Origin of the sequence: Gordonia sp. NPDC058843, from assembly GCF_042743165.1 — a bacterium.
In the GTDB taxonomy this organism is placed as follows: domain Bacteria; phylum Actinomycetota; class Actinomycetes; order Mycobacteriales; family Mycobacteriaceae; genus Gordonia.
The window spans coordinates 167,975-193,868 of record NZ_JBHYNC010000006.1; the positions used below are offsets into that span (position 1 = coordinate 167,975).

The following is a 25,894-nucleotide window of genomic DNA, read 5'->3' on the forward strand; positions in this document are numbered from 1 at the left end:
GATACGGACACCTTCTCGTCACCCACGCTTCACGATGCATTGGAAGTGCTGCGCGACCCTGATGACCATGACCCAACCCCAAGGAATCGGCACTCCGTCACGACGCACGATCCTGCGGACTGCCGCTGCGGGTGCGCTCCTCGTTCCGGTCGGATCGGCGGTGGCGGCCTGCAGTTCGTCCGATCCCAGTTCGGCGGCGCCGAGCCTGGTCAGGGGCCGGCCGGTTCTCACCCACGGAGTGGCCACCGGGGAAGTGACCAGCGGAGGGGCGCTGGTGTGGGCGCGGTCGGACCGTCCAGCGACCATGATCGTCGAGACCGCCTCGAGCGACTCCTTCGCGGGCGCACGGAAACTCCGCGGACCGCAGATGACGCCAGACGGCGACGGGACCGGTCGGCTGCGTGTGGCGGGTCTGGAACCCGGGCAGACCGTGCACTATCGCGTCACTCTCGAAGGTGAGGACGGCGCGCTCTCCGAACCGGTGACCGGCATCTTCACGACCGCGCCGGTGCGCGAGGCCGACATCAGGTTCCAGTGGTCCGGTGACGTCGTCGGTCAAGGCTGGGGAATCAACCCCGACATGGGCGGGATGACCATCTTCTCGACCATGGCTGACCGTGATCCGCAGTTCTTCATCCACTCCGGCGACGCCATCTACGCCGACAACCCAGTGGAGCCGACCCAGGAGCAGAACGACGGCGCGATCTATCGGAGCGTCACCAGTCCGGCGAAGGAACAGGTGGCGCAGACCGTCGACCAGTTCCGCGGAAACTACGCATACAACCTGACCGACCATCACTTCCGACGCTTCGTCGGATCGGTCCCGCAGCTGGTGCAGTGGGACGATCACGAGGTCGTGAACAACTGGTTCCCGGGCGAGAGTCTCGAGGGGCAAGGGCGTGAGGGTTACACCGAGATGAGTGTCGACGTGCTGGCGCGCAACGGCCGCCAGGCATGGCAGGAATGGCAACCCGTCGAGATCGGAGCATCAGACCGGTTGTACCGCAGCATCTCCTATGGCCCACTGCTGGACGTCTTCGTTCTGGACATGCGCAGCTACAAGGACCCCAATCCCGATGCCTGGTCGAGAGACAACGTCGACGGTCTCCTCGGACCCGAGCAGACGCAGTGGCTCATCGACGGACTACGGGGTTCGAGGGCTACCTGGAAGATCGTCGCCAACGACCTGCCGCTGAGCATCGTCGTGGCGGACAAGAACACGACACCGGACAACGGCCCGAAGGCGATGGAGGCAGTTGCTCAGGGGGATGGCGGTGATCCGCTCGGTCGCGAGATCGCATTCTCCCGCATTCTTTCTCAGTCGAAGGATGTCCGGAACGTCGTGTTCCTGACCGCTGACGTCCACTACACCGCCGCGATCTCCTACGAGCCCGACCGTGCCGGCTTCAAGGACTTCTCGCCGTTCTGGGAGTTCGTCTCCGGGCCGTTGCACGCCGGAGCGTTCCCAGAGAGTCCTCTGGACAGCACGTTCGGCGCGCAATACGAGTTCGTCCATGCGCCTACCGAGTCGAATGTGTCTCCGGCCGAGGGGTTTCAGCACTTCGGTGAGGTGACGATCGACGGTAGGACCAGGGTACTGAGTGTGGATCTCGTCGACGCGTCAGGAAAGACGCTGTACCGGAAGGACCTGGAACCGGCGCAGTGACAGGCGGCGCAGCGGCGGTCGAGGATCGGAGCTAGCTCCGCAACGGCCGCAGGAACTCGCCCGTCACCTCGACCGCAGGGGCCGACGACCCGCCGCCCACGACGAGCGTCGCGAAGGCCAGGTCCCCGACGATCCCGGCGAACCAACCGTGCGGGTTCTTGTTGTCGCCGTACTCCGCGGTGCCGGTCTTGCCGCCGAGGCCCGGAATGTCACGGAGCGCGGTGGCCGTACCGCGAGTGACCGTGTCACGCATCATGCTTCGAAGTGTTCGCACGACGTCGCCGGAGATCTGCTGGGGTTCGATGTCTCCCGTCGTGCGTTGACCTCGAACCAGGCTGGGAACAGTGGTCTCGCCGCGTGCAAGGCTCGCCTCGGCAAGGGCGAGACCGAAGGGGCTCACGGTCACCGTGCCTTGACCGATACCGTTCTCGACGCGCAGCGCGGGGGAGTCGGCACCGGGCACGGTGCCGGTGACGGTTGTCAGTCCGGGGATCGTGTAGTCCGCACCGATGCCGAAGCGGCGTGCCGTCGTGGTCAGGGCGTCGTCGGAGAGTTTGTTCGCGAGAGCGCCCATCGTCGTGTTGCAGGACCGCGCGAACGCAGTGGGCAGCGGCACGGTTCCGAGATCGAAATCGTCCTCGTTCGGGATGGTCCGGCCTTCGATCGTGGCCCGTCCGGGACAGTGGACCTGCGAACCGGCCTGCACCACGTCGGCATCCAAAGCGGCTGCGGTCGTGATGGTCTTGAACGTCGAACCCGGTGGGTACAGACCGGACAGCGACACCGATCCCGACTTGTCCGCGGCGTCGTTCTGCGCGACGGCAACGATTCCCCCGGTCGAGGGTTCGATGGCGACGATCATCGTCGGGCGTCGTTCACCGTCGACGGCGACCTGCGCGCGGGTCTGGATGTCACGATCGAGTGAGGTACGCACGGGTGGTGTCGTCCCGGGTTGGGCCGATTCGACGAGGTGGGTGGGGGTGCCTTCGGCGTCGACGATCTGTACGGACCATCCTGCCGTGGCGTCGATCGTCGCACGCCAGATGTTCTCGAGGCCGGACATCGCAGGTGAATGAAGGGCTTTCGTGGCACTGAGGAGCGCGCCCTGTTCGGCGAGCGTGACGCCGGAGATACCCTCCACGGCGCGCTGGACCCGACGGAAGTCGGACTCGCGGAGTCGGATGACAGTGCGGGTGTCCGCAGCGCTGGATCGGCCGGACGCGTTGTCGTCGAAGTTCGCGCGAATCCCCGCGGCAGTCATGCCCGGTTCGACGGCCCGCAGTGCACGGGCGAGCGCGTCCGCCGAACCGAGTTGTGCGCGCGACAGATTCACCGACGTCACGGACTGCCACGTCATGAGCGGCCGGCCGTTGGCGTCGAGCACGGGGGTTCGATAAGCGCGGTCATCGCTGAACGAGAATGTGTCTCCGGCACGGAGTTGCCGGTGCAGCACGGACGGTTGCCACTGGACCTTCCATCCAGAGTCCGTTTCGGTGAGGACGACTGAGGTCTGATAGTCGACGCTGTGATCGCGGATCTGCCATCGATGGTCCAGTGTGCCGCTGACCTCTTTGTCGTCGACGAGGCCACCCGCGACCGAGAGTTTCGGGGTCTGGCCCATGCCATCGAACAACGCGGTGATGGCCGCGCGTGCGGCGTCTGGATCGTCGGTGAGTGCGGCCGTGGCATCGACATCGCCCTTCTGCAGTGCCGCTGCGAACGACCGTAAGGCGTCCTCCGGTGAGGTCGAGGCCAGGAAGCAACCCGACATCGTTCCCACGACCACCGCACACACACTCAGAAGTGCCCACCATCGACGCATGCCCCGAGCAAACCCATCGAAGCGGTGTGGCGCAAAGTTTCGGCACGCGATCGGGCGATAGCTGTTCGCTATCGTTGCTGGTCTCGTACACCTTCCGCGTCAATAGTCGGGCGTCCGTAGTTCGGTGACCACCGCACGAGCCACGTCCCCGATCGCGCGATCGACCTCCGGTAGCGCCATCTCGGACCTCGCACTCATCGTGAACACCGCGACCGCGACCGGCAGCTCGCCGGGGAACTCGATGACGCCGACCTCGTTGCGGACGGCGACGAGTGTGCCCGTCTTGCCGGCGACGGTGACCCGGCGGAACGGAAATCCCGAGGCGAGGCGCGAGGTGAAGACCTGTTTACTCATCGTCTCTCGGATGAACTCGCACGACGCCGCGGACGCTGCTCGATCGGTCCAGATCGCGTCGAGCAGGGTCGTACAGTCGCGCGGCGTTGCCGAACTCGAATATGCGGCGTCGTAAGCGCTGACCGATCCGTCGAGGTCGGGGTCGGCCAAGGCGGCGAAAGCTTCCGCGACGGTGCTCGTACCGGTCTCCGTCTGCAATCGTTCGTGCAGTTCGGCGACGCCGCCGACGATCCGGGTGTGCGTCAGGCCCAGTTCGGCCAGGTCGTCGTGGATCTGCGGCAGTCCGATGTGGGTGAGGATGACGTCGGCGGCGACATTGTCGGAGACGGTCATCATCGATGTGGCCAGGTCGCGCCAGGTGATGGTCACCGGGTCCACGAACAGCGCCAGCCCAGTTGGGCCCTGAGCCCATCGAGTGGGATCGACGGTCAGTGACGCGGTGAGCTCGATGTCGCCGCGATCTGCCATGCGCCACAGCGAGGTGAACACGGCCAGCTTGTACACCGAGGCGAGGACGACGGGTGTGTCGGCGCCGTGGCAATACTCGACCGGCGTGGGGCCGATCGTCCGCGCGTGGACGAAGCCCGAACAGCCTGCGTCGGCGAAGGTCTCGCGAACCGCGCGGTCGAGTTCGTTGCGGACGGTTTCGGGGAGGGTCGCCGACACGGTCACGAGGTCCTGCCGATCCGGTAGAGGGCGGCGGTGAGGGCCTCCGCCACCTCGCTGAACCCGGGTTCGCGATACACGACCCGTAGGCGCAGCGCGGTGGCGTCTCGTCCAACGGGAAGGCATCGGACAGCATCGACCGTGGTGAGGGCGTCGCCGTCGACGGTCAACGCAAAGGCGTGTCCGGCAGCGACTGCGGCCATCAGTTGGTCGGCGGACGTCACCGGATGCGGGCGTGGGTCGAGTCCGGACTCGCGGAGTCGGTCCATCAACTGGTCGTGCGCGGGCGGGTTGAACGATCTCGGCGTGTGACAGAAGCGCAGCCCGGCCAGGTGGCGCAAGCGGGGGCGGGCGGCGGTCGTCACCGGATGTGTCGCGGGCGCCATGACCGAACGCCGGAGGACGACAACCGGTTCGGTCGTCAAGGGCCCAGTGACACAGGGGGTCTCGACGACGGCGAGATCGAGGGTGCCGGCCGACACCTGTTCGATGAGGTTGACCGTCGAGGCGCTGACGGTGTCCTGCCCTGGTGCGACACCGGCGATGCGCCGAGCCAGCGTCGCCGTGATCGTGGCTCCGACGAGTGATGCGACGCCCCAACGCAATACCTCGGTGTGTTCGTGGAGTCGACGGGCCTCGCCGAGGAATCTCGAGGCGTCGTCGATGAGCAGACGGGCGCGGGGGAGGAGTTCGCGACCGGCGTCGGTGAGCTCGGCGCCGCGGGTGGTGCGTCGGATGAGCTGCAGTCCCAGCTGTTTCTCCAGGCGTCGCAGACCCTGTGACACCGGCGGTTGCGTCATCTCCAAACGCGCCGCGGCCTCACCGAAATGACCTTCCTCGGCGACGGCGACGAAGAACCGCAAGTGCCTGATCAGATCCACGGGTTCCAGGATGGCATGGTCCGACCCCTGCTGACACCGGCGCCCGACGATGCGGCAGTTTGTGCCGCATACCGGACACAACTGCCCCAACCCACCCGCGGCCTCGAATACGCGGCCGTCCACCATCTTCGGCGACTCCACAGCGCCACCGGCGAGCGAGACCGTCAGCGCAGGAACACCGCAGCCGAATCAGCGAGGTCGAGCAGCGGTTGCGGGAAGACACCGAGAGCCACCGTCATGAGAGTGCACAGGGCGATCCCGGACGTTGTCAGCACACTGGGTTTCACGACGTGTGGGGCGCCGGTGGTGGGGACGTCGTCGAAGAACATGGCCACGATGATGCGGATGTAGACGTAGGCGGCGATCGCGCTGCTGACGACGCCGATGACCACGAGGATGCCACCTCCGGCGCCCGCGGCTGCGGCGAAGACGTCGAACTTGGCGATGAAGCCGCTGGTCAGCGGAATGCCGGCGAACGAGAGCAGGTAGACCGCGAACATGGCGCCCACCAGGGGATATCGGCGTCCCAGCCCCGACCACTGGGTGAGGTCGGTCGCCTCGCGACCGGACAGGTGGGGGTTGCGTGCGGTGGGCGTCGGACCGTGGACGGCGGCGCTGCGCGCGGAGGTTCCGGTGTCCGTGTCGGGTTCACGGATCACGGCGACGGTGGCGAAGGCGCCGAGAGTGGTGAACGCGTAGGCGGCTAGGTAGAAGAGCGTGGCGCCGAGACCGGCCTCGTCGAAGGCGATGAGGCCCAGCAGGATGAAGCCGGCGTGCGCGATGGACGAGTACGCAAGCATGCGCTTGACGTCGTTCTGGGTCACCGCCATCACCGAGGCGATGACCATCGAGGCGATCGCCACCGCCCACAACGCGGGTTCCCACTGTTCGCGGAGCGCGTCGAAGCCGACGTAGAACACACGCAACAGGGCACCGAAAGCGGCGACCTTGGTCGCGGCGGCCATGAATGCAGTCACCGGTGTCGGGGCACCTTGGTAGACATCCGGGATCCACGAATGGAAGGGCACCGCACCGACTTTGAAGAGCAGACCGACGGCGAGCAGTGCCAGCCCGAGGAGCGCCAACGTGGTGTCACCGCCACTGTCGTCGGTCGCCGAGATCGATGCGCCGATCGTCGAGAGGTTGAGCGAACCCGTAGCGCCGTAGACGAATGCCGATCCGAACAGGAAGAACGCCGACGAGAACGCGCCCAGCAGAAAGTACTTCAGTGACGCCTCCTGTGAGATGAGACGCCGGCGCCGCGCGAGGCCGCACAGCAGGTACAGCGGTAGTGAGAACACTTCCAGCGCGATGAACATCGTCAACAGGTCCCCGCACGCCGGGAACAGCATCATCCCGCCGACCGCGAGCAGGGCGAGCGGAAAGACCTCGGTGGTCACCGCACCGGCTCGTGTCGCCTCGAACTCGGCGTCGGTGTTGGGTACCGACGCCCCGGAGGGGGTGAACATGTCGGCGTCGACCCCGCCGCCGCCCGGGCTGCCGCTGGTGAGCCCGTCACGGGCCGATGACTCGTCCGCTCCGCCGACCCCGGCGAGCTTGCGCAGAGTCACGGGCGCCACCACGCGTTCGAGTCGACGCTCGGCCATGAACCCGACTGCGATGATCGCGATGATCAGCAGCAGCCCTTGCAGATACAGCGCCGGTCGATCGATCACCACCGCGCCGGACATCGCGAACTCGCCGTTCGCGCCCTCGTGAGTCTGCGCGGTTGCCACCGTGACGAGCGCTGCCAAAGCGACGACCAGCGCGCCGAGCGACAGCGAGAGTTGCAGGGGATAACGGAGTGTGCGCGGCGCGAACGCCTCGACGAGCACCCCGATCACGCCGGCGCCGAACACGATGAGCATCGGCGACAGCGATGCGTATTCCACGCTGGGGGTGTCGATGGCAGCGAGCGTCATCGAATCGCCGATGAGGGTGGTCGGATTCATCAGTTGCCCTCCGCGTCAGTGGTGGTGCCGTGCGGGTGGTCGGCGACAGCCGGTTCGGGGTCGGCCACCGCCGGTTGCGGCGCTTCGACGCCGACGGTGGTGAGCGTTGCCTGCACCGCGGGATCGATCAGGTCGATCATCGGCTTCGGATACACCCCCAGCGCGATGAGCAGCGCGAGCAGCGGAGCGACGACCACCAGCTCGCGTCCCGCGAGGTCCCGCATCGACGACGACCGGGCATCGGCCACCTTCGGTGGCCCGCCCATCATGCGCTGATAGGTCCACAGAATGTAGATCGCCGAGAGGACGAGTGCCGAGCATGCCACCACCGCGGCGACCGGGTATCGGGTGAATGTGCCGATCAAGACCAGGAACTCGCTGATGAAGGGGGCGAGTCCGGGTAGCGAGAGGGTGGCGAGTCCGGCGACCAGGAACGTGCCGGCGAGCACCGGCGCGACCTTTTGCACCCCGCCGTAGTCGGCGATCAGGGTGCTCCCGCGGCGTGACACCAGGAACCCGGCGATGAGGAACAGTGCGGCGGTGGAGATGCCGTGGTTGACCATGTACAGGGTGGATCCGGTCTGGCCTTGGTCGGTCATCACGAAGATGCCGAGGATGATGAACCCGAAGTGCGAGATGGAGGTGTAGGCGATGAGCCGCATCACGTCCGTCTGGCCGATGGCCAGGATTGCGCCGTAGACGACGCTCACCACTGCGAGGCCACAGACGACCGGTGCGAAGTACTGGGACGCGTCCGGGAACAACTGCATGCAGAATCGCAGCATCGCGAAGGTCCCGACCTTGTCGATCACGGCCATCATCAGCACCGCCGAGGCCGGGGTGGCAGCGACGGCGGCGTCGGGTAGCCACGAATGCAGTGGCCACAGCGGGGCTTTCACCGCGAACGCGAACAGGAAGCCGAGGAACAGCAGCTTGGCCAGCCCGGTCGTGTCGTCGATCTGCCCGCTCGCGACCGCGGCAGCGATGTCCGGCAGCGCGAAGCTCCCGCCACCGTCCGCGCCGATGCCGCTCTGGGCGGTCACCACATAGAGCCCGATCACCGCGGCCAGCAGGAGGAGGCCACCGAAGAGGTTGTACAGCAGGAACTTCACCGCGGCAGCCGAGCGGTTCGGCCCGGTACCGAAGCCGCCGATGAGGAAGTACATCGGGATCAGCATCGCCTCGAAGAAGATGTAGAACAGCAGCACGTCGAGGGCGACGAAGCTCATCAGCACCATCGCCTCGGTCGCGAGGAACAACGCCAGATAGATGTGCGGGCCCTTCTGTGCCCGACCACCCGAATGATCCAGCGAGCCTGCCGGTTCCGTATCCCGCCAGCCTGCGACGAGCAGCAGTGGCAGAAGCGCCGCGGTGAGCAGCACCAAGACCAGTCCGATGCCGTCGAGGCCGAGCGCATACCGCGTACCCAGCGCCGGTATCCAGCTGACGTCCTCGACGAACTGGTAGCGCTCGCCGGCCGGATCGAAACCGATCGCGAGACCTACCGACAAGACGAGGACCGCCAGCGACACCGTGAGCGCACACCACTTCGCCGCGGTCGACCGATGCGCCGGGATCGCGAGGATGAGCGCCGCGGCGACAGCAGGCGCGACCCAGAGGATGGTCAACCAGGGGATGCTCACAGGATGTTCACCGCCATCACCAGGGCCACGATCGCCGTGGTGCCCGCGAACATCGACAGGGCATAGGATCGGACATAACCGTTCTGCCAACCGCGTATTCGACGTGATGAACCCGTCACCGCATCACCCACACCGCTGGTGAATGCGTCGACCCCGTCGGACTCGACCGCGACGAGGCCGGCGGTCAACCGCTCACCCGGCCGCATCAGCAGTTCCTCGTTGACCGCGTCGCCGTACAGATCGCGGCGGGCAGCGATGGTCAGCGCGGACACGTCCTCGGGTGCGATCACCGGCACCGGCCGAGTCGCGTACTGCCGATAGGCGACGCCGACGCCGACGGCGACCACGAGGAGGATGATCGCGGTCATCGCCCACACCGGGATGAGATGGTGCGCGGAGTGTTCTCCGACAACGGGTTCGAGCCACGTCTCGAGCGATCCGCCGATGGCGAGGAGTCCACCCGATGCGACGGAACCGAGTGCGATCAGGATCATCGGGCCGGTCATGACCCGCGGCGACTCGTGCGGATGCGGTGCGGGTGCGTCGGAGCCGTCGTGCCAGCGCTTGTCGCCGAAGAAGGTGAGCAACATGACCCGGGTCATGTAGAACGCGGTGATGCCGGCACCGAGAAGCGCAGCACCACCGAGGATCAGACCCTTCGCTCCGCCTGCGCCGAACGCCGCCTCGATGATGTGGTCCTTCGAGTAGAAGCCGGCGAACGGCGGCACCCCGATGATCGCGAGGTAGCCGACGCCGAAGGTGACGAAGGTGATCGGCATGAGGCTGCGCAGGCCACCATAGCGACGCATGTCGGTCTCGTCGTTCATCCCGTGCATCACCGAACCCGCACCGAGGAACAGACCCGCCTTGAAGAAGCCGTGGGTGAGCAGGTGCAGGATGGCGAACGCGTAGCCCGCCGGCCCGAGCCCGGCGGCCAGGACCATGTACCCGATCTGACTCATCGTCGACGCGGCGAGCGCCTTCTTGATGTCGTCCTTCGCGCAACCGATGATCGCGCCGAACAACAGGGTGACCGCGCCGACGACCACGACCCCGACCTGTGCCGTCGGGGCCAGATCGAAGATCGGACCCGAGCGGACGATCAGGTAGACGCCGGCGGTGACCATGGTCGCGGCGTGGATCAGCGCCGACACCGGTGTCGGACCTTCCATCGCGTCGCCGAGCCAGGACTGCAGCGGCACCTGCGCCGACTTGCCGCACGCGGCGAGCAGCAGCATGAAACCCAGTGCGGTGAGGGTGGTCTCGCCCACCTGTGACGCGCCACCGAACACCGCGGTGAAGCTCACCGATCCGAACGTGGCGAACATGATCATCAGTGCGACGGCCAGCCCGATGTCGCCGACCCGGTTGACGACGAACGCCTTCTTGGCCGCGGTGGCCGCCGACGGCTTGTGCTGCCAGAAACCGATCAACAGATACGACGCGAGCCCGACGCCTTCCCAGCCGAGGTAGAGACCCAAGTAGTTGTCGGCCAGGAGGAGCACGAGCATGGCCGCGAGAAACAGGTTGAGGTAGGCGAAGAATCGACGACGATCGGGATCGTGCTGCATGTAACCGATCGAATAGACGTGAATGAGCGAACCGACGCCGGTGATCAGGAGTACGAAGCACATCGACAACTGGTCGAGACGGAGCCCGAAGTCGACCTGTAGCTCGCCCACCGGTACCCAGCTGAACAGGATGTCCGACACGGCGCGGTCATCAGCCGCACGGGACACCATGCCGGTGAACATCATCAGCGCGACCGCGAACGACGCGATCGCGAGGCCTGTGCCGAGCAGGTGGCCCCAGCGGTCGGTTGCGCGACCGCCGAGGAGGAGGATCGCGGCGCCGAGCAGCGGCAGTGCCGGGATCGACCAGAGCAGTGACGCAGTGAGTTCGGCGTTCACCAATCCTCCTCTACCGCTTCAGTAGATCCGCGTCGTCGACCGACGCCGAGCGGCGTGATCGGAAGATGGTCATGATGATCGCCAGTCCGACCACCACTTCCGCCGCGGCGACGACCATCGTGAAGAAGGCGATGACCTGGCCGTCGAAGGACTGGTTCATCCGGGCGAAGGTGACGAAGGCGAGGTTGGCCGCGTTGAGCATGAGCTCGATACACATGAACACGACGATCGCGTTGCGCCGCAGCAGCACTCCGGCGGCGCCGATGGTGAACAGCAGCGCCGCGAGGTAGAGGTAGTTCTCCGGGTTCATCGGTCACCCCCGGCATCGTCGGGTGGGCGGGCGCGGAGGGTCCGCGCGGCCAGGATGGCGTTCACCGACAGCTCCGACGGCGACCCGTCGGGAAGGCGTGCCGGCACGTTCACCGCGTTGTGGCGCGCGTACACGCCGGGTGTCGGGAGCGGGGTCAGGTTCACTCCGCTGCGGAACCGGGCCTGCGACAGTTCCTTCTGCGTGAGCCGCGGCCCGAACCGTTCCCGATGCGCTAGCACCATGGCACCGAGTGTGGCGGCGATGAGCAGTGCGCCCGTGAGCTCGAACGCCCACAGGTAGCGGACGAAGATCAGTTCGGCGATGGCCTCGACGGAGGAGTCGCTCCCGGCGGCCATGACGCCGGACCCAGTGGCGCCGGTGACCACACCGATGGTGGCGCTGCCGATACCGGCGATGAGCAGAATCCCGAAGCCCAGGCCGATCAATGTGGCGTAAAGGCGCTGTCCGCGTAGTGTTTCCCGCAGCGAATCCGAGGAGTCGATCCCGATCAGCATGATGACGAACAGGAACAGCATCATCACCGCGCCGGTGTAGACCACCACCTGCACCACACCGAGGAACAGCGCCCCCTGCGCGACGTAGAAGACGGCGAGCACGATCATCGTGGTGGCCAGGAAGATCGCCGAGTAGACGGCCTTGGTGGCGAGGACGACTCCCAGCGCTCCCGCGACCGCGACGGCACCGAGAACCCAGAACTGGATCGCTTCACCGGTGGAGGTGCGCACCACTTCGTCGGCGAGCCACACGGTGTCCGCGGGGGTCATGGCCGCGTCTCCTCGCTGCTCACTCGTACCGTCGGGTTCGGCAGGGTCACGCGGCCGTCGGCACTGACTTCTCCCCGGTAGTAGTTCTCCTCGGTGGACCCCGGCGCCATCGCGTGCGGCGGCGCCGCGACGCCCGGTTGTAGCGGGGCCAGCAGACGGTCCTTCTCGTAGATGAGGTCGGCGCGGTTGTCGTCGGCGAGTTCGTAGTCGTTGGTCATCGTGAGTGCTCGCGTGGGGCACGCCTCGATGCACAGTCCGCAGCCGATGCACCGCAGATAGTTGATCTGGTAGACGCTTCCGTACCGTTCGCCGGGTGAGTAGCGCTCGTCGGGCGTGTTGTCGGCACCCTCCACGTAGATGGCGTCGGCCGGGCACGCCCAGGCGCACAGTTCGCAACCGATGCACTTCTCGAGGCCGTCGGGGTGCCGATTGAGTTGGTGGCGGCCGTGATAGCGGGCCGCGGTCGGTCGCTTCTCCTCGGGATACTGCTCGGTGATCGTCGGCTGGAACATGCCACCGAAGGTGACGCGCAACCCGCTCACCGGCTTCAGGAAGTCAGGCATCGGTGGTCTCCCTCACGCTTCTGGGCATGGGCGGCACGGGGAATCCACCGGCCATGGGGTCGAACTCGTCGGGTGCTGTCGGATCCCTTGACTCCTCCGCCGCGTCCGGGACGTCGGGGACCCGCATCAACCGCCAGACCGCGTAGGCGATCAGCCCGGTGACCACCAGTCCGGCACCGGCGGACACAAGCGCCCGGGTGAGATCGGCATCGTCGCCGGCGAACGCGGCGCGGATGATCGCGACGACCATCACCCATGTGAGCGAGATGGGGATCAGGACCTTCCAGCCCAGATTCATGAACTGGTCGTATCGCAGGCGCGGCAGACTGGTTCGCAGCCAGATGAACACGAACAGGAATGCCCACACCTTGAGGGTGAACCAGAGGACGGGCCACCAGCCGGAATTCGCCCAGTCGAAGGCGCTGACCGGCCACGGCGCCTGCCATCCACCGAGGAACAGGGTGGTGGCGAGCGCGGAGACGGTGACCATGTTGATGTACTCGGCGAGCATGAACATCGCGAACTTCAACGACGAGTACTCGGTGTGGAATCCGCCCACCAGTTCGCCCTCGGCCTCGGGAAGGTCGAACGGCGCCCGGTTGGTTTCGCCGACCATCGAGATGGCGTAGATGACGAACGAGGGCAGGAGCAGCAGGACATACCAGTGGTGTTCCTGTGCGGCAACGATTCCCGACGTCGACATGGTGGTGGCGTCGAGGAACACCGCGGCGAAGGTGAGTCCCATCGCGATCTCGTACGAGATGACCTGGGCGGTCGATCGGAGTCCGCCGAGCAGCGGATAGGTGGACCCCGACGACCAGCCCGCCAGCACGATTCCGTACACGCCCACCGACGTCACGGCCAGGACGTAGAGGACCCCGACCGGGAGATCGGTGAGTTGCAGGGGTGTCTGGTGACCGAAGACCGACACCATCGGTCCGAACGGGATGACCGCGAAGGCCATCACCGCCGGGACGACCGCGATGATCGGTGCGAGCAGGTAGATGACCTTGTCGACGCCGGAGGGGATGATCCCCTCCTTGAGTGCGAGCTTGACCCCGTCGGCGAGGCTCTGCAGGATACCCTTGGGGCCGACCCGGTTCGGGCCGATCCGGGTCTGCATGCGCGCCATGATCTTTCGCTCCAGAAGGATCGCGACGAGTGGGTTGACGACGAGGAACGCGAACACGGCGACCGCCTTGGCGACGATGAGCCAGATCGGATCGTGCCCGAAGTCGTCGAGCGTGGGGAAGTCGGCGGCGAGCGTCACGGGGCGCCCCCTTCGGTGTCGTCTGTGATGTCGACCGGTGCAGGGGCCGGTGCGAGAGCGACGAGATCGCCTTCCTCCGCGCGCAGCTCAGCGTGGACGTGCGAGCCGGGCGAGAACAGTGGGAGCCACACGACCCGATCCGGCATGTCGGTGATCTCGACCGGCACGGTGATGGCGCCGTCTGCGGTACTGATGCGCAGACGATCACCCGCCCCGACGCCGGCTTCGGCTGCGGTCGACGGAGCCAGGCGGGCCACCGGGGGGCGGGCGGTGCCGGCCAGATGTGGTTCCCCGTCTTGCATCCGGCCGTCGTCGAGCAACATGTGCCATCCGGCCAGAATCGCCTGGCCCGCGTCCGGCGTACGCCGCGGATCGGCGACGGCGGCGATGGGGGCGCGCCGTCCGGACCATGCGCCGATCCGTCGCAGGTCGATGTGGATGGTGGGCACGTCGGCGCACCGGAGGTCGACACCCATCTGCCGGGCGATCGCGTCGAGGATGCGGTGGTCGGACAGGTGGCCCGAATCGTCCAGCGCGGTGGTGAAAGTCCGCGGGCGGCCCTCCCAGTCGACGAACGTGCCGCCCTTCTCCGCGACGGCGGCGACCGGGAACACCACGTTCGCGGATCGGGTGACAGCGCTGGGGCGTTGTTCGAGGCTGACGACGAACGGTGCGGCGGTGAGCGCCTCGGCCGCCGCGGTCGGGTCGGGGAGATCGTCGATGTCGACTCCGGCGACCACCAGCGAGAGCCCGTGGTAGCGAGCGGCATCGATGATCCCGGCGGTGTCGCGCCCGGGCCGCCGGTCGAGTTCGGTCCCCCAGATCTCCGACACCGGCGTTCGCGCGGCATCGTCGTCGAGCGGCCGGCCGCCGGGCAGGAGCCCCGGCAGCGCGCCCGCCTCGAGCGCGCCTCGTTCGCCGGCGCGCCGCGGAATCCAGGCCAGACGGACGCCGGCGCGGTCGGCCAGCTCGGCGGCCGCGAGCAGCGCACCGGGCCGGGTGGCGAGCCGTTCGCCGACGAGGATGACCGATCCGGGTGGTTCGAGGTGGGCGAGTACCGCGTCGGATCGAAGCATTCGAGCCTCGTCACCCGGCACGACCGGGAAGAGCGTGGCGTCGAGCTTGGCCGCGCCGCGACTCGCGAACGGGGCGAGCGTCGCGACCCGTTGACCCGCGGTGCGTACCGCCTGCCGGAGGCGAAGGAAGACGATCGGGGACTCTTCCTCGGGCTCGAAACCCGCCAGCAGCACCGCGGGTGCGGCGGACAGGTCCTCGTACGTGGTCTCGAGTCCGCGCCCGGCGACGCGGGCCGCGAGGAAGTCGGCCTCCTCGGTGCTGTGGCTGCGGGCGCGGAAGTCGATGTCGTTCGTGTGCAGCACGGTTCGCGCGAATCGTGAGTACGCGTAGGCGTCCTCGACGGTCAACCGGCCACCGGTGAGGACACCGGCATCGCCGAGCGTGCGGGCCAACCCCTGCGCCGCGGTGCGCACGGCATGCGCCCACGACACCTCACGCAGCTCGCCGTGCCGGTCGCGGACGAGTGGGGCCGTGATCCGCTCGGTCGACGACGCGTAGGCGAACGCCCATCGTCCCTTGTCGCAGTTCCACTCCGAGTTGACCTCGGGATCGTCACCGGCGAGGCGGCGCAGTACCTTGCCTCGACGGTGATCGGTGCGCTGAGCGCACCCACTCGCGCAGTGCTCGCACACGCTCGGCGTCGACACCAGGTCGAAGGGACGGGCGCGGAACCGGTACTGCGCTCCGGTCAGCGCCCCGACAGGGCAGATCTGGACGGTGTTGCCGGAGAAATAGGAATCGAACGGTTCGTCGGCGTAGATGCTGACCTGTTGCAACGCACCACGATCCGCCAGCTCGATGAGCGGATCACCGGCGATCTGGGTGGAGAATCGGGTGCAGCGGGCGCACAACACGCACCGCTCGCGGTCGAGCAGGACCTCCGACGACAACGGGACCGGCTTGGTGAAGGTCCGCTTGACACCGTCGAACCGCGACTCGGAACGTCCGGCCGACATCGCCTGGTTCTGCAGGGGGCACTCGCCACCCTTGTCGCACACCGGACAATCCAGGGGGTGGTTGATCAGGAGGAGTTCCATCACCCCGCGCTGGGCTCCCGCCGCGATCTCGGAACTGAGCTGCGTCCGCACGACCATGCCCTCGGTGGCCACGGTCGTGCACGACGCGAGGGGCTTACGCTGCCCCTCGACTTCGACGAGGCATTGCCGACAGGCGCCGACCGGTTCGAGGAGCGGATGGTCGCAGAACCGCGGGATCGTGATCCCGATCTGCTCGGCCGCACGGATGACCAAGGTGCCCTTGGGAACCCGGAGGGCGCGGCCGTCGATGGTGATGCCCACCAGGTTGTCGGTCTCGGCCGCCGGATCGCTGCCGTGGGTGAGTGTCATCGAACGCCTCCCGACCAGATGGTCGACTGCGAGTGATCGAACGGACACCCGTGGTCGAGGTGGGCCAGATACTCGTCGCGGAAGTACTCCAGCGACGACACGATCGGACTGCCCGCACCGTCGCCGAGAGCGCAGAACGACTTGCCGACGATGCTGTTGGTGACATCGGCGAGGGTGTCGAGGTCTGCGGCGGTGCCACCCTCGTGCTCGAGACGGTGGAGCAGTTGCACCAGCCAGTAGGTGCCTTCGCGGCAGGGCGTGCATTTGCCGCAGGACTCGTGTTCGTAGAACTGCGTCCACCGCAGCACCGCACCGACCACGCACGTCGTCTCGTCGAAGATCTGGAGGGCTTTGGTACCGAGCATGGATCCGGCCGCGCCCACGCCCTCGTAGTCGAGCGGGACGTCGAGGTGTTCCGGTGTCAGGATCGGCGTCGACGACCCGCCGGGCGTCCAGAACTTCAGCTCGTGTCCGGCGCGCACCCCGCCGGCGCGATCGAGCAGTTCCCGTAGCGAGACACCGAGCGGCGCTTCGTATTGTCCGGGCCGCGTGACATGACCCGAGAGTGAGTAGAGCGTGAATCCGGGGGACTTCTCGGTGCCCATGGACCGGAACCAGTCGACGCCGTTACGGATGATCGCCGGGACGCTCGCGATCGACTCCACGTTGTTCACGACCGTCGGGCTCGCATACAGTCCGGCGACCGCCGGGAACGGTGGGCGCAGGCGGGGTTGTCCCCGACGGCCCTCCAGCGAATCGAGCAGCGCGGTCTCCTCGCCGCAGATGTAGGCACCCGCGCCGGCATGGACGACCAGTTCCAGGTCGAAGCCGGAACCCAGGATGTCGGTGCCGAGATAGCCTGCGGCGTAGGCCTCGTCGACGGCCGTACGCAACCGCCGCAGTACCGAGGCGACTTCGCCGCGCACGTAGATGAACGCGTGGTGCGCGCGGATCGCATACGCCGCGATGATCACACCCTCGACGAGGGTGTGCGGCGACGCGAGCATCAGCGGCATGTCCTTGCAGGTGCCGGGTTCGGATTCGTCGGCGTTGACCACGAGATAGTGCGGGACGGTGGGTCCGGGTTCGGCGGGATCGTCCTGGGGGATGAACGACCACTTCATCCCGACCGGGAACCCCGCACCTCCCCGGCCGCGGAGGCCGGAGGCCTTGACAGTCGCGATGATGTCGTCGGGAGGGGTCGTCAACGCGGTCGACAACGCTCGATAACCGTTGTGGCGCCGGTAGTTGTCGAGGGTCCAGGAGTTCGGCTCGTCCCAGTGTCGGGAGAGGACCGGGGTCTCCGGGGGTTCGGGCTCGGGTGCTGGGCGTGGTGGCTGGGAGGTGGCTTCGACTCGGCTCCTGGCTGCGCTCGGTGCCGGCTCAACCAGCGGGGGCCCGGCCAGGTCGCGTTCGGTCCCGCGGAACGACCGCACGGGACCGGTGCCTCGAGCCGGGGCGACTTCGACCCCTGCGCGGAGGTCCTCGATCAACTCGATGGTCGACTCCGGGGTCTGGTCGTCGAAGAACTCCCAGTTGACCATCACCACCGGCGCGAAGTCGCAGGCCGCGTTGCATTCGATGTGCTCGATCGTGATGCGGCGGTCGGCCGTGGTGTCCCCGGGTTCGACGCCCAGGTGGTCGCAGACGGCGCGCAGGATCTCGTCGCCGCCCAGGGTGGCGCAGAGGGTGTTGGTGCACACGCCGACGAGATACTCGCCGGTGGGTGTGCGTCGGTACATGGAGTAGAAGGTGGCGACAGATGCGACCTGTGCGGCGGTCAGTTCCAGTTGTGCAGCGCAGAACTCGATGCCGGCGCGGGTGAGATGGCCGTCCTGGGACTGCACGAGGTGCAGCAGCGGGAGCAACGCCGAACGCGCCTGGGGGTAGCGGGCGATGATCGGAAGCGCTTCGGCGGTGAGTCGTTCGACGACGTCGTCCGGGTAGCCATCCGGACCGTCGAAGGTGATGGTCGGGACGGGGTCGGCGTGGGCCGGGGCCGAGCCTTCCGGCGGCGGCGCGGTGGTCAGGTCCACGAACACGGGATCGGTCATCGGTCCACGCCTCCCATCACCGGGTCGATGCTGGCCACCGCGGTGATCACGTCGGCAACCATTCCGCCTTCGCACATCGCCGCGACAGCTTGCAGATTCGTGAACGACGGGTCGCGGAAGTGGACACGGTACGGGCGTGTGCCGCCGTCGCTGACCATGTGGACGCCGAGTTCGCCGCGCGGTGATTCGACGGCCACGTAGCACTGCCCGGCCGGTACCCGCATGCCCTCGGTGACCAGCTTGAAATGGTGGATGAGGGCTTCCATCGAGGTGCCCATGATCCGGGCGATGTGCTCGGGCGAGTTGCCCAGTCCGTCGGGTCCGAGAGCGAGGTCGGCGGGCCAGGCGAGTTTGCGATCAGCGACCATCACCGGCCCCGGGCGGAGACGCTCCAGACACTGTTCGACGATGCGGAGGGACTCGCGCATCTCGCGGACGCGGATCAGGTAGCGGCCGTAGGAGTCGCAGGTGTCCTCGGTGATCACGTCGAACTCGTAGTCCTCGTAACCGCAGTACGGTTCGGACCTGCGCAGATCGTGCGGGTAGCCGGTCGACCGTAGTACCGGGCCGGTGATCCCGAGCGCCATGCAGCCGGTGAGGTCGAGATAACCGACGCCCTGCGTCCTCGCCTTCCAGATGTAGTTGTCGGTGAGCAGGTCTCCGAGTTGGTCGAGACGAGTGGGGAGTTGGCCGATCACCTCGGCGACCCGCTCGATGCCGTCCGCCGGTAGGTCCTGGGCGACTCCTCCGGGCCGGATGTAGGCGTGGTTCATCCGGAGGCCCGTGATGTGCTCGAACAGGTCGAGGATGGACTCCCGCTCGCGGAATCCGAGGAACATCGCCGTGACGGCACCCAGTTCCATTCCGCCGGTGGCCAAGGCGACGAGATGACTGGAGATGCGGTTGAGTTCCATCAGCATCACCCGGATGACGGTGGCGCGCTCCGGGATGTCGTCGGTGATGCCGAGGAGCTTCTCCACTCCGAGGCAATAGGCGGTCTCGTTGAAGAACGGCGACAGGTAGTCCATCCGCGTGACGAACGTGACCCCTTGGGTCCAGTTCCGATACTCCAGGTTCTTCTCGATCCCGGTGTGCAGATAGCCGATTCCGCAGCGAGCCTCGGTGACGGTCTCGCCTTCGATCTCCAGGATCAGGCGCAGCACCCCGTGCGTCGACGGATGTTGCGGACCCATGTTGACGACGATGCGTTCGTCTCCGGGTTGCTGCTCGGCGCGGGTGCGGACGTCGGACACGATCGAGTCCCAGTCCTGCCCGGACACGGTGTAGGTACGGGTGTGGGTGTCGGGCATCAGTTGTACGACCTCCTGCGGTCGGGCGGGTCGACGCGGGTTCCCTTGTACTCCACCGGAACTCCGCCGAGCGGGTAATCCTTGCGCTGAGGATGGCCCTCCCAGTCGTCGGGCATCTCGATCCGGGTCAGTGATCGGTGGCCGTCGAAGACGATGCCGAAGAAGTCGTAGGTCTCGCGTTCGTGCCAGTCGTTGGTGGGGTAGATGTCACAGATGCTCGGGATGTGCGGATCGGTGTCCGGCGCGGCGACCTCGAGCCGCACCCGTCGCCCGTGGGTCAGTGAGGCAAGGGGATAGACCGCGTGGAGCTCTCGCTCGGCGTCGCCGGGGTAGTGGACCCCGTTGACCCCCAGGCAGAGTTCGAAGCGAAGCGCGGGCGCATTGCGAAGTGTCAACGCCACGGACGGAAGATGTTCGCGCACAACATGGATGGTCATCTCGTCGCGGAAGACCACGACCTTCTCGATGGCGTCGTCGTAAGTCTCGCCCAGCTCGTCGAGCAGGCAATCGGCGATCTCGTCGAAGTAGCCGCCGTACGGACGGGACGAACTGGGCGGCAGCGTGACCGGTCGGATCAATCCGCCGTACCCCGACGTGTCGCCGGTTCCGGGCGGACCGAACAGGCCGTGCCGGACGCCGATCTGCTCGGCGCCCGACGCCGGGGGCGAGGCGAGCGGGTCGGATGTCACGGGCGGTGGGGGGGCGGGTTCCGTGGTCATCGGAGCAGCCCCTTGAGCTCGATCGTGGGGGTGGCCTGGAGTGCGGCGCGTTCGGCCGCCCAGATCGCCTCGTCACGGTTCACCCCGAGCGGCATCTCCTGGATCTTCTCGTGCAGTTTCAGGATCGCGTGCAGGAGCATCTCCGGCCGCGGCGGGCAACCCGGCAGGTAGATGTCGACGGGCACCACATGATCGACGCCCTGGACGATGGCGTAGTTGTTGAACATCCCGCCCGACGACGCGCAGACCCCCATCGCGAGAACCCATTTGGGCTCCGGCATCTGGTCGTAGATCTGACGGAGGACGGGTGCCATCTTCTGGCTGACGCGGCCGGCGACGATCATGAGGTCGGCCTGCCGCGGAGATGCCCGGAACGCCTCCATCCCGAAGCGGGCGAGGTCGTAACGTCCCGACGTGGTGGCCATCATCTCGATGGCGCAGCACGCGAGTCCGAATGTCGCCGGCCACAGCGAGCCCTTGCGCATGAAGCCCGCCAGATCCTCGACGGTACTCAGCAGGAATCCGCTGGGGAGTTTCTCCTCGAGTCCCATGGTGGCCTCCTTGCCGGTGTCAGATCGTGCGAAAAGCTCTCAGTCCCAACTCAGTCCGCCGCGTCGCCACTCGTAGGCGTATGCGACGGAGACGTTGAGGATGAAAAGGAGCATCGCCATGAGACCGAACCATCCGAGTGAGTCGAAGGCGACGGCCCACGGGTAGAGGAAGACGATCTCGATGTCGAAGATGATGAAGAGCATCGCGGTGAGGTAGTACTTGACCGGTACGCGCTGGACCGAGCCGGTCGCCACCGGGCCGCCCGCGGTGCTACGTGACGGATAGAGCAGGCTCTGTTCGACCGGCTCGATGCCGCACTCGTAGGGCTCGAGTTTGGCGCGGTTGTACCGTTTCGGTCCGATCGCGATGCCGATGAAGACGCTGAAAACGGCAAACGCCACGCCGATTGCCCCGAGGATCATGATCGGGACGTAGGCGTTCAAAGCGCGGACCCCTCCTCGCTTGTGGCGACCGGAGTGCACCTGTTCGGTGTGACCGGCCCGGGTGTTCGTCCTATCCGCGCTGGTGGACGATCTGGTCCGCCAGTACGAATGTGAGCTGCAACACAAGCCTAGTGTCAGTGTGTGGCGCGAGTCACTGTTTTCTAGAGTTCGGCGTTTCCGATCATGTCGACGAACGCACGTGGGAGGACGATCGGGTCGACGGGCAGCACGGCCACGGCGTCGGCCCGGGACCAGTCCGCGAGCCACCGGTCGTCGGCGCGGCCGAGGAGGACCAGGACCGGCGGGCTGGGATCGAGTTCGTCCTTCATCTGCTTCGCCAGGCCCATGCCGCCGACCGGGGTGGCCTCGCCGTCGACGATGACGGCGTCGATGACACCGGCGTCGAGCTGCGCGAACACCATTGGGGCCGTGGCGACCTCGATGAAGCTGACGGGTGGGATACCGGGATCGGGATGTGTGCCGATCGCGCCGATGACCTGCGCGCGGGTCTGTGAGTCGTCGGAATAGACCAACACCCGCAGGGCCCGCGCAGACTGGGAGTCGGTCACGGTTGCGATGCTACAACCCGACACCCTCGGGATCTGTGGAAAACATGCGCGCTATGTGCACATGTCCGCTACGGATCGCAGGGTCAGTGCTCGGTGGAGAACCCCGCGCGGCGGCGGTGCACCTCTAGCGCGAAGGTGACCAGCGAGTCGATCAGATCCGGGTAGGGCACGCCGGTGGCCTCCCACAGTTTGGGATACATCGACCCCGGGGTGAAGCCCGGGATCGTGTTGACCTCGTTGAGCAACCAGCCGCGCCCGGATTCCTCGTAGAAGAAGTCGACGCGGGCCATCCCACTGCACCGCATCGCGGTGAACGTCTTCGCGGCGAGTTCGCGCACCTCGGCTGCCGCCGCCTCGGACACGGCCGCGGGGATGACCAGCTGGGCGGCGCCGGTGACGTACTTGTCCTCGTAGTCGTAGAAGTCGCTGCCGGGTTTGATCTCGCCCGGGACCGACGTCTCGGGTGCCGTGTCACCGAGAACGGCGACCTCGATCTCGCGCCCGGTCACCGCCTCCTCGATGATGACCACGTTGTCGTACCGGAGGGCGAGATCGACGGCCGCGTCGAGCTCGCGCTCGTCGTGCGCCTTGGTGATGCCCACCGACGAGCCGAGGTTCGCCGGTTTGACGAACACCGGAAGCCCCAGCGCGTCGATTGCGCGAGTGGTGATCGTCTCCGGGTCGTCGACGCCGTCGCGGAACTCGACCCAGCGACACTGTGGGATGCCGGCTTGCTCGGCGACGATCTTGGCCATCGCCTTGTCCATGCAGACCGCCGACGACAGCACACCCGCACCGACGTAGGGCAGCTTGAACAGCTCGAGCATCCCCTGGATGGTGCCGTCCTCACCGTGCGGACCGTGCAGAAGAGGGAGGACGACCGTGATGGCCTCGCTTGCGTGACCTCGCAGTTCGGTCAGCGGTTCGACGACGGTCCCGGCGACCTCGAGAGTGTCGGGCAGGGGCGTCCCGTCGGTGATGGCCGCGATCGCCTTGTCGTTGCGCAACCACGTCCCGTCCTTGGCGATGCCGATGGGGACCAGGTCGTACTTGTTCCGGTCGGCCGCGGCCAGGACGTGCGCAGCCGTGACACGTGACACATCGTGCTCGGCGGAGACGCCACCGTAGAGAACCACCAGACGCAGCAGCCGAGAAGACATGACTGTCACGATACGGCCCCGTGCAATCGGGTTCTCGGTGTGTGCGGGGACTTCGACTCGGCTCAGCCGGCAGGGGAGCGTCGTCGGCTAGCGTGAGACCGTGCAATTCAGAGCGAGCGAGGTCGCGGAGGCCGTGGGCGGGGAACTCCTCGGCCCCGACGTGCAGATCGACGGAGCGGGCATCGACTCGCGCAGCATCCGGCCGGGGCAGCTGTTCGTACCGATCGTGGCCGAGCGCGACGGCCACGACTTCATCCCGGCGGCGCTCGACGGCGGCGCCACCGCCTACCTGACCTCTCGGACCGATCCGGTCGGTGGGACCGCCATCCGCGTCGCCGACACCGCACTAGCGCTGGCCGACCTCGGCCGGGCTGTCCGTTCACGAATCCCCGATCGCGTCGTGGGGGTCACTGGATCGGTGGGCAAGACGTCGACCAAGGATCTGCTCGCCGGCGTGCTCGGCACCACCTACCGCACCGCGGCCAGCGAGAAGTCGTTCAACAACGAGCTCGGGCTCCCGATCACCCTCGCCGCGGCCGCCGACGACGTGGAGGCGGTGGTCCTCGAGATGGGCGCGCGCGGCATCGGCCACATCGACCTGCTGTGCTCCATCGCGAACCCGACGGTCGGCGTGATCACCCGAGTCGAAGGCGTGCACCTGGAGCTGTTCGGCGACATCGAGTCCGTGGCGCGCGCGAAAGGCGAACTGGTGGAATCGCTCCCGGCCGACGGGATCGCGGTGCTCAACGCCGACCACCGGTACGTCGCGGCGATGGCGGACCGCACTTCGGCTCGGGTCCTGCGCTACGGACTCTCGCCGGATGCCGACGTGTACGCGTCCGACATCGTCATGGACGACGAACTGCGGGCGTCGTTCCGTATGCACACCCCGTGGGGGTCGACCGATGTCCGGCTGGGCGCGCGCGGCGAACATCAGGTCCCCAACGCGTTGGCCGCAGCGGCCGCCGCCGGTGGGCTCGGAGTGCCGGTCGACGCGATGGCGGGCGGGTTGCTCGCCGCGCAATTGTCCGGCCTGCGAATGGAACTCGCGACGTCGTCGCGCGGTGTCGTGGTGCTGAACGATGCCTACAACGCGAACCCGACGTCGATGTCGGCCGCGCTGCGTTCGCTGGCCGCACTCCCGGCGTCGCGCCGGGTGGCGGTGCTCGGCACCATGGCCGAACTCGGTACCGACTCGCCGGCCCAGCATCATGCGATCGCGCTGGAGGCCCGTGGCCTCGGGATCGAGGTCATCGCGGTCGCCGAGACAGGTTACGGCGACACTGCGCGCCACGTCCGCGACGTGGACGCCGTGGTGGCCGAACTGGGCGATCTCGACGACCGAACCGCGGTGCTGGTCAAGGGAAGTCGGGTCGCGGCTCTGGAGCGGGTGGCGCAGGCGCTGCTCGACTGACTCAGTGGTGGAAGTGTGACCCGTCGCCCTCGCGCGGCATCGGGCTCTCCAGGCGGTCGAGGAACTCGACCTCGGTCTGGATGTCGGCGATCAGAGCCCGGGCGAGGTCATGACTCAGCCCGGCGCGCACCACGATCCGCTGCACGGTCAGGTCGGCGAGGTCGTCGGCCATCGGGTAGGCGGGAACGAGCCAGCCCTTCATACGCAGCCGATCGGACAGATCGTAGAGGTTCCAGTTCTCGGTGTGCCCGGCCTTCAGTTTCCAGGCGAAGACCGGGATGGTGTCGCCCTTGCTGACCAGTTCGAGGCCGTTGATCTGCGCGATCTGCGACGAAAGCCATTGCGCGACATCGAGGGAGCCCTGCTGGACCTGGGTGAAGCCGTCGCGACCAAGCCGCAGGAACATGTAGTACTGCAGCAGGACCTGCGCTCCGGGGCGGGAGAAGTTGAGCGCGAGCGTCGGCATGTCGCCGCCGAGGTACGAGCAGTGGAACACCATGCTCTCCGGCAGTGCGTCGGTGTCACGCCACACGATCCAGCCGACGCCCGGATACACCAAACCGTATTTGTGGCCGGAGGTGTTGATGGAGACCACGCGATCGACGCGGAAGTCCCACTCGAGGTCGGGCTGGCAGAAGGGGGCGATCATCGCGCCCGACGCGCCGTCGATGTGGATCTTCACGTCGAGGCCGGTGTCGGCCTGGATCTGGTCGAGCTTGGCCGCGATCTCCGTGACCGGCTCGTACATGCCGGTGTAGGTCTGGCCCATGATGGCCACGACGCCGATGGTGTTTTCGTCCACGTACTTCTCGAGGTCATGACCGTCGAGCACGAGGTGATCGGGACTGATGGGCACCCATTTGGGTTCGACCTCGAAGTAGTTGCAGAATTTCTCCCAGCAGACCTGGACCGCGGTCGAGAGCACGATGTTGGGGTTCTCGGTCGACTTGCCCTCGGCGCGGCGTCGGGTCTGCCAGTGCCGTTTGAGGGCGAGGCCGCCGAGCATGCAGGCCTCCGACGATCCGATGGTCGAGGTGCCGATCGCGTTGTCGACATCCGGGTTGTGCCACAGGTCGGCGAGGATGCGCCAGCACCGGTCCTCGATCGCGGCCGTCTGTGGATACTCGTCCTTGTCGATCATGTTCTTGTCGACGGTCTCCGCGTACAGCTTCTGCGCCTCGTCGTCCATCCAGGTGGAGACGAAGGTCGCGAGATTCAGACGCGCGTTGCCGTCGAGCATCGCCTCGTCGTGGACGATCTGATAAGCCGTCTCGGGCAACAACATCGAGTCACCCAGCGCGAACTTGGGGAGGTCGGTGGCCTCACCGGCGCGGGTGAAGACGGTGCGCAGGGACATCGCATCGCCGATGTTGGTGGTGGCGCGGGCGCCACCACTCTGATTGTGGACGCCCGGGTCGGTGGTCATGA

The 25,894-nt window shown here is 67.0% G+C and carries 21 protein-coding genes; 2 read left to right on the top strand and 19 right to left on the bottom strand.

The genetic code is table 11. The features are described 5' to 3' along the window. Nucleotides 1-67: 67 nt before the first annotated feature. Nucleotides 68-1,666: an alkaline phosphatase D family protein gene (locus ACFW3F_RS06855; protein ID WP_388055601.1), complete on the top strand. Its 1,599-nt coding sequence runs from the start codon at nt 68-70 to the stop codon at nt 1,664-1,666. Nucleotides 1,667-1,697: 31 nt separating this feature from the next. On the opposite strand, the gene ACFW3F_RS06860 is transcribed toward ACFW3F_RS06855, so the two are convergent. From ACFW3F_RS06860 to ACFW3F_RS06945, 18 genes are all read right to left on the bottom strand, one after another. Next, nucleotides 1,698-3,488 (bottom strand): penicillin-binding transpeptidase domain-containing protein, encoded by a 1,791-nt coding sequence (locus ACFW3F_RS06860; protein ID WP_388055603.1) that lies wholly within the window; start codon nt 3,486-3,488, stop codon nt 1,698-1,700. A 99-nt stretch (nt 3,489-3,587) separates the two neighbouring features. Next, nucleotides 3,588-4,514 (bottom strand): serine hydrolase, encoded by a 927-nt coding sequence (locus ACFW3F_RS06865; protein WP_388055605.1) that lies wholly within the window; start codon nt 4,512-4,514, stop codon nt 3,588-3,590. Further along, nucleotides 4,511-5,389, bottom strand: a complete 879-nt coding sequence (locus ACFW3F_RS06870) for a LysR family transcriptional regulator (protein WP_388055607.1) — start codon at nt 5,387-5,389, stop codon at nt 4,511-4,513. The genes ACFW3F_RS06865 and ACFW3F_RS06870 overlap by 4 nt, the downstream gene beginning before the upstream one ends. Before the next feature lie 164 nt (nt 5,390-5,553). Further along, nucleotides 5,554-7,341, bottom strand: coding sequence for an NADH-quinone oxidoreductase subunit NuoN (nuoN, locus tag ACFW3F_RS06875; RefSeq protein ID WP_388055609.1), 1,788 nt, complete (start codon nt 7,339-7,341; stop codon nt 5,554-5,556). Next, the gene (locus ACFW3F_RS06880; RefSeq protein ID WP_388055611.1) at nt 7,341-8,984 is read right to left on the bottom strand and encodes an NADH-quinone oxidoreductase subunit M; all 1,644 of its coding nucleotides are present in this window, start codon (nt 8,982-8,984) and stop codon (nt 7,341-7,343) included. Before ACFW3F_RS06880 ends, nuoN begins: the two co-directional genes overlap by 1 nt. Then, nucleotides 8,981-10,894, bottom strand: a complete 1,914-nt coding sequence (nuoL, locus tag ACFW3F_RS06885) for an NADH-quinone oxidoreductase subunit L (protein ID WP_388055613.1) — start codon at nt 10,892-10,894, stop codon at nt 8,981-8,983. Before nuoL ends, ACFW3F_RS06880 begins: the two co-directional genes overlap by 4 nt. 10 nt (nt 10,895-10,904) lie before the next feature. Beyond that, nucleotides 10,905-11,204 carry an NADH-quinone oxidoreductase subunit NuoK gene (gene nuoK / locus ACFW3F_RS06890; RefSeq protein WP_006358927.1) on the bottom strand — a complete coding sequence of 100 codons (300 nt, stop codon included), beginning with the start codon at nt 11,202-11,204 and terminating at the stop codon, nt 10,905-10,907. Continuing rightward, on the bottom strand, nt 11,201-11,989 hold the full coding sequence (locus ACFW3F_RS06895; protein ID WP_388055616.1) for an NADH-quinone oxidoreductase subunit J: 789 nt from the start codon (nt 11,987-11,989) through the stop codon (nt 11,201-11,203). The genes nuoK and ACFW3F_RS06895 overlap by 4 nt, the downstream gene beginning before the upstream one ends. Then, complete coding sequence (gene nuoI / locus ACFW3F_RS06900) at nt 11,986-12,552, bottom strand: NADH-quinone oxidoreductase subunit NuoI (protein ID WP_064571890.1); 567 nt, start codon at nt 12,550-12,552, stop codon at nt 11,986-11,988. Before nuoI ends, ACFW3F_RS06895 begins: the two co-directional genes overlap by 4 nt. Further along, on the bottom strand, nt 12,545-13,822 hold the full coding sequence (nuoH, locus tag ACFW3F_RS06905) for an NADH-quinone oxidoreductase subunit NuoH (RefSeq protein ID WP_388055618.1): 1,278 nt from the start codon (nt 13,820-13,822) through the stop codon (nt 12,545-12,547). The genes nuoI and nuoH overlap by 8 nt, the downstream gene beginning before the upstream one ends. Continuing rightward, nucleotides 13,819-16,245 carry an NADH-quinone oxidoreductase subunit G gene (locus ACFW3F_RS06910; RefSeq protein ID WP_388055620.1) on the bottom strand — a complete coding sequence of 809 codons (2,427 nt, stop codon included), beginning with the start codon at nt 16,243-16,245 and terminating at the stop codon, nt 13,819-13,821. The genes nuoH and ACFW3F_RS06910 overlap by 4 nt, the downstream gene beginning before the upstream one ends. Next, nucleotides 16,242-18,299: an NADH-quinone oxidoreductase subunit NuoF gene (gene nuoF / locus ACFW3F_RS06915; RefSeq protein ID WP_388055622.1), complete on the bottom strand. Its 2,058-nt coding sequence runs from the start codon at nt 18,297-18,299 to the stop codon at nt 16,242-16,244. The genes ACFW3F_RS06910 and nuoF overlap by 4 nt, the downstream gene beginning before the upstream one ends. Beyond that, nucleotides 18,296-19,609, bottom strand: a complete 1,314-nt coding sequence (gene nuoD, locus ACFW3F_RS06920) for an NADH dehydrogenase (quinone) subunit D (protein WP_388055624.1) — start codon at nt 19,607-19,609, stop codon at nt 18,296-18,298. The genes nuoF and nuoD overlap by 4 nt, the downstream gene beginning before the upstream one ends. Further along, a complete protein-coding gene (locus ACFW3F_RS06925; protein ID WP_388055626.1) occupies nt 19,609-20,328 on the bottom strand; it encodes an NADH-quinone oxidoreductase subunit C in 720 nt (239 codons plus the stop codon). Before ACFW3F_RS06925 ends, nuoD begins: the two co-directional genes overlap by 1 nt. Next, on the bottom strand, nt 20,325-20,879 hold the full coding sequence (locus tag ACFW3F_RS06930; protein ID WP_388055628.1) for a NuoB/complex I 20 kDa subunit family protein: 555 nt from the start codon (nt 20,877-20,879) through the stop codon (nt 20,325-20,327). The genes ACFW3F_RS06925 and ACFW3F_RS06930 overlap by 4 nt, the downstream gene beginning before the upstream one ends. Before the next feature lie 39 nt (nt 20,880-20,918). Further along, a complete protein-coding gene (locus ACFW3F_RS06935; protein ID WP_388055630.1) occupies nt 20,919-21,323 on the bottom strand; it encodes an NADH-quinone oxidoreductase subunit A in 405 nt (134 codons plus the stop codon). A 161-nt stretch (nt 21,324-21,484) separates the two neighbouring features. Next, nucleotides 21,485-21,892, bottom strand: coding sequence for a hypothetical protein (locus ACFW3F_RS06940; protein ID WP_388055632.1), 408 nt, complete (start codon nt 21,890-21,892; stop codon nt 21,485-21,487). A gap of 83 nt (nt 21,893-21,975) precedes the next feature. Beyond that, nucleotides 21,976-23,052 carry a D-alanine--D-alanine ligase family protein gene (locus ACFW3F_RS06945; protein WP_388055634.1) on the bottom strand — a complete coding sequence of 359 codons (1,077 nt, stop codon included), beginning with the start codon at nt 23,050-23,052 and terminating at the stop codon, nt 21,976-21,978. A gap of 100 nt (nt 23,053-23,152) precedes the next feature. On the opposite strand from ACFW3F_RS06945, the gene murF reads away from it, so the two are divergent. Further along, a complete protein-coding gene (murF, locus tag ACFW3F_RS06950) occupies nt 23,153-24,466 on the top strand; it encodes a UDP-N-acetylmuramoyl-tripeptide--D-alanyl-D-alanine ligase (RefSeq protein WP_388055636.1) in 1,314 nt (437 codons plus the stop codon). A gap of 1 nt (nt 24,467) precedes the next feature. Here the strand turns inward: murF and ACFW3F_RS06955 are convergent, their stop codons facing one another. Beyond that, entirely contained in the window at nt 24,468-25,892 is a 1,425-nt protein-coding gene (locus ACFW3F_RS06955; RefSeq protein WP_388055638.1) for a glutamate decarboxylase, read from the bottom strand. Between the last annotated feature and the right edge of the window lie 2 nt (nt 25,893-25,894).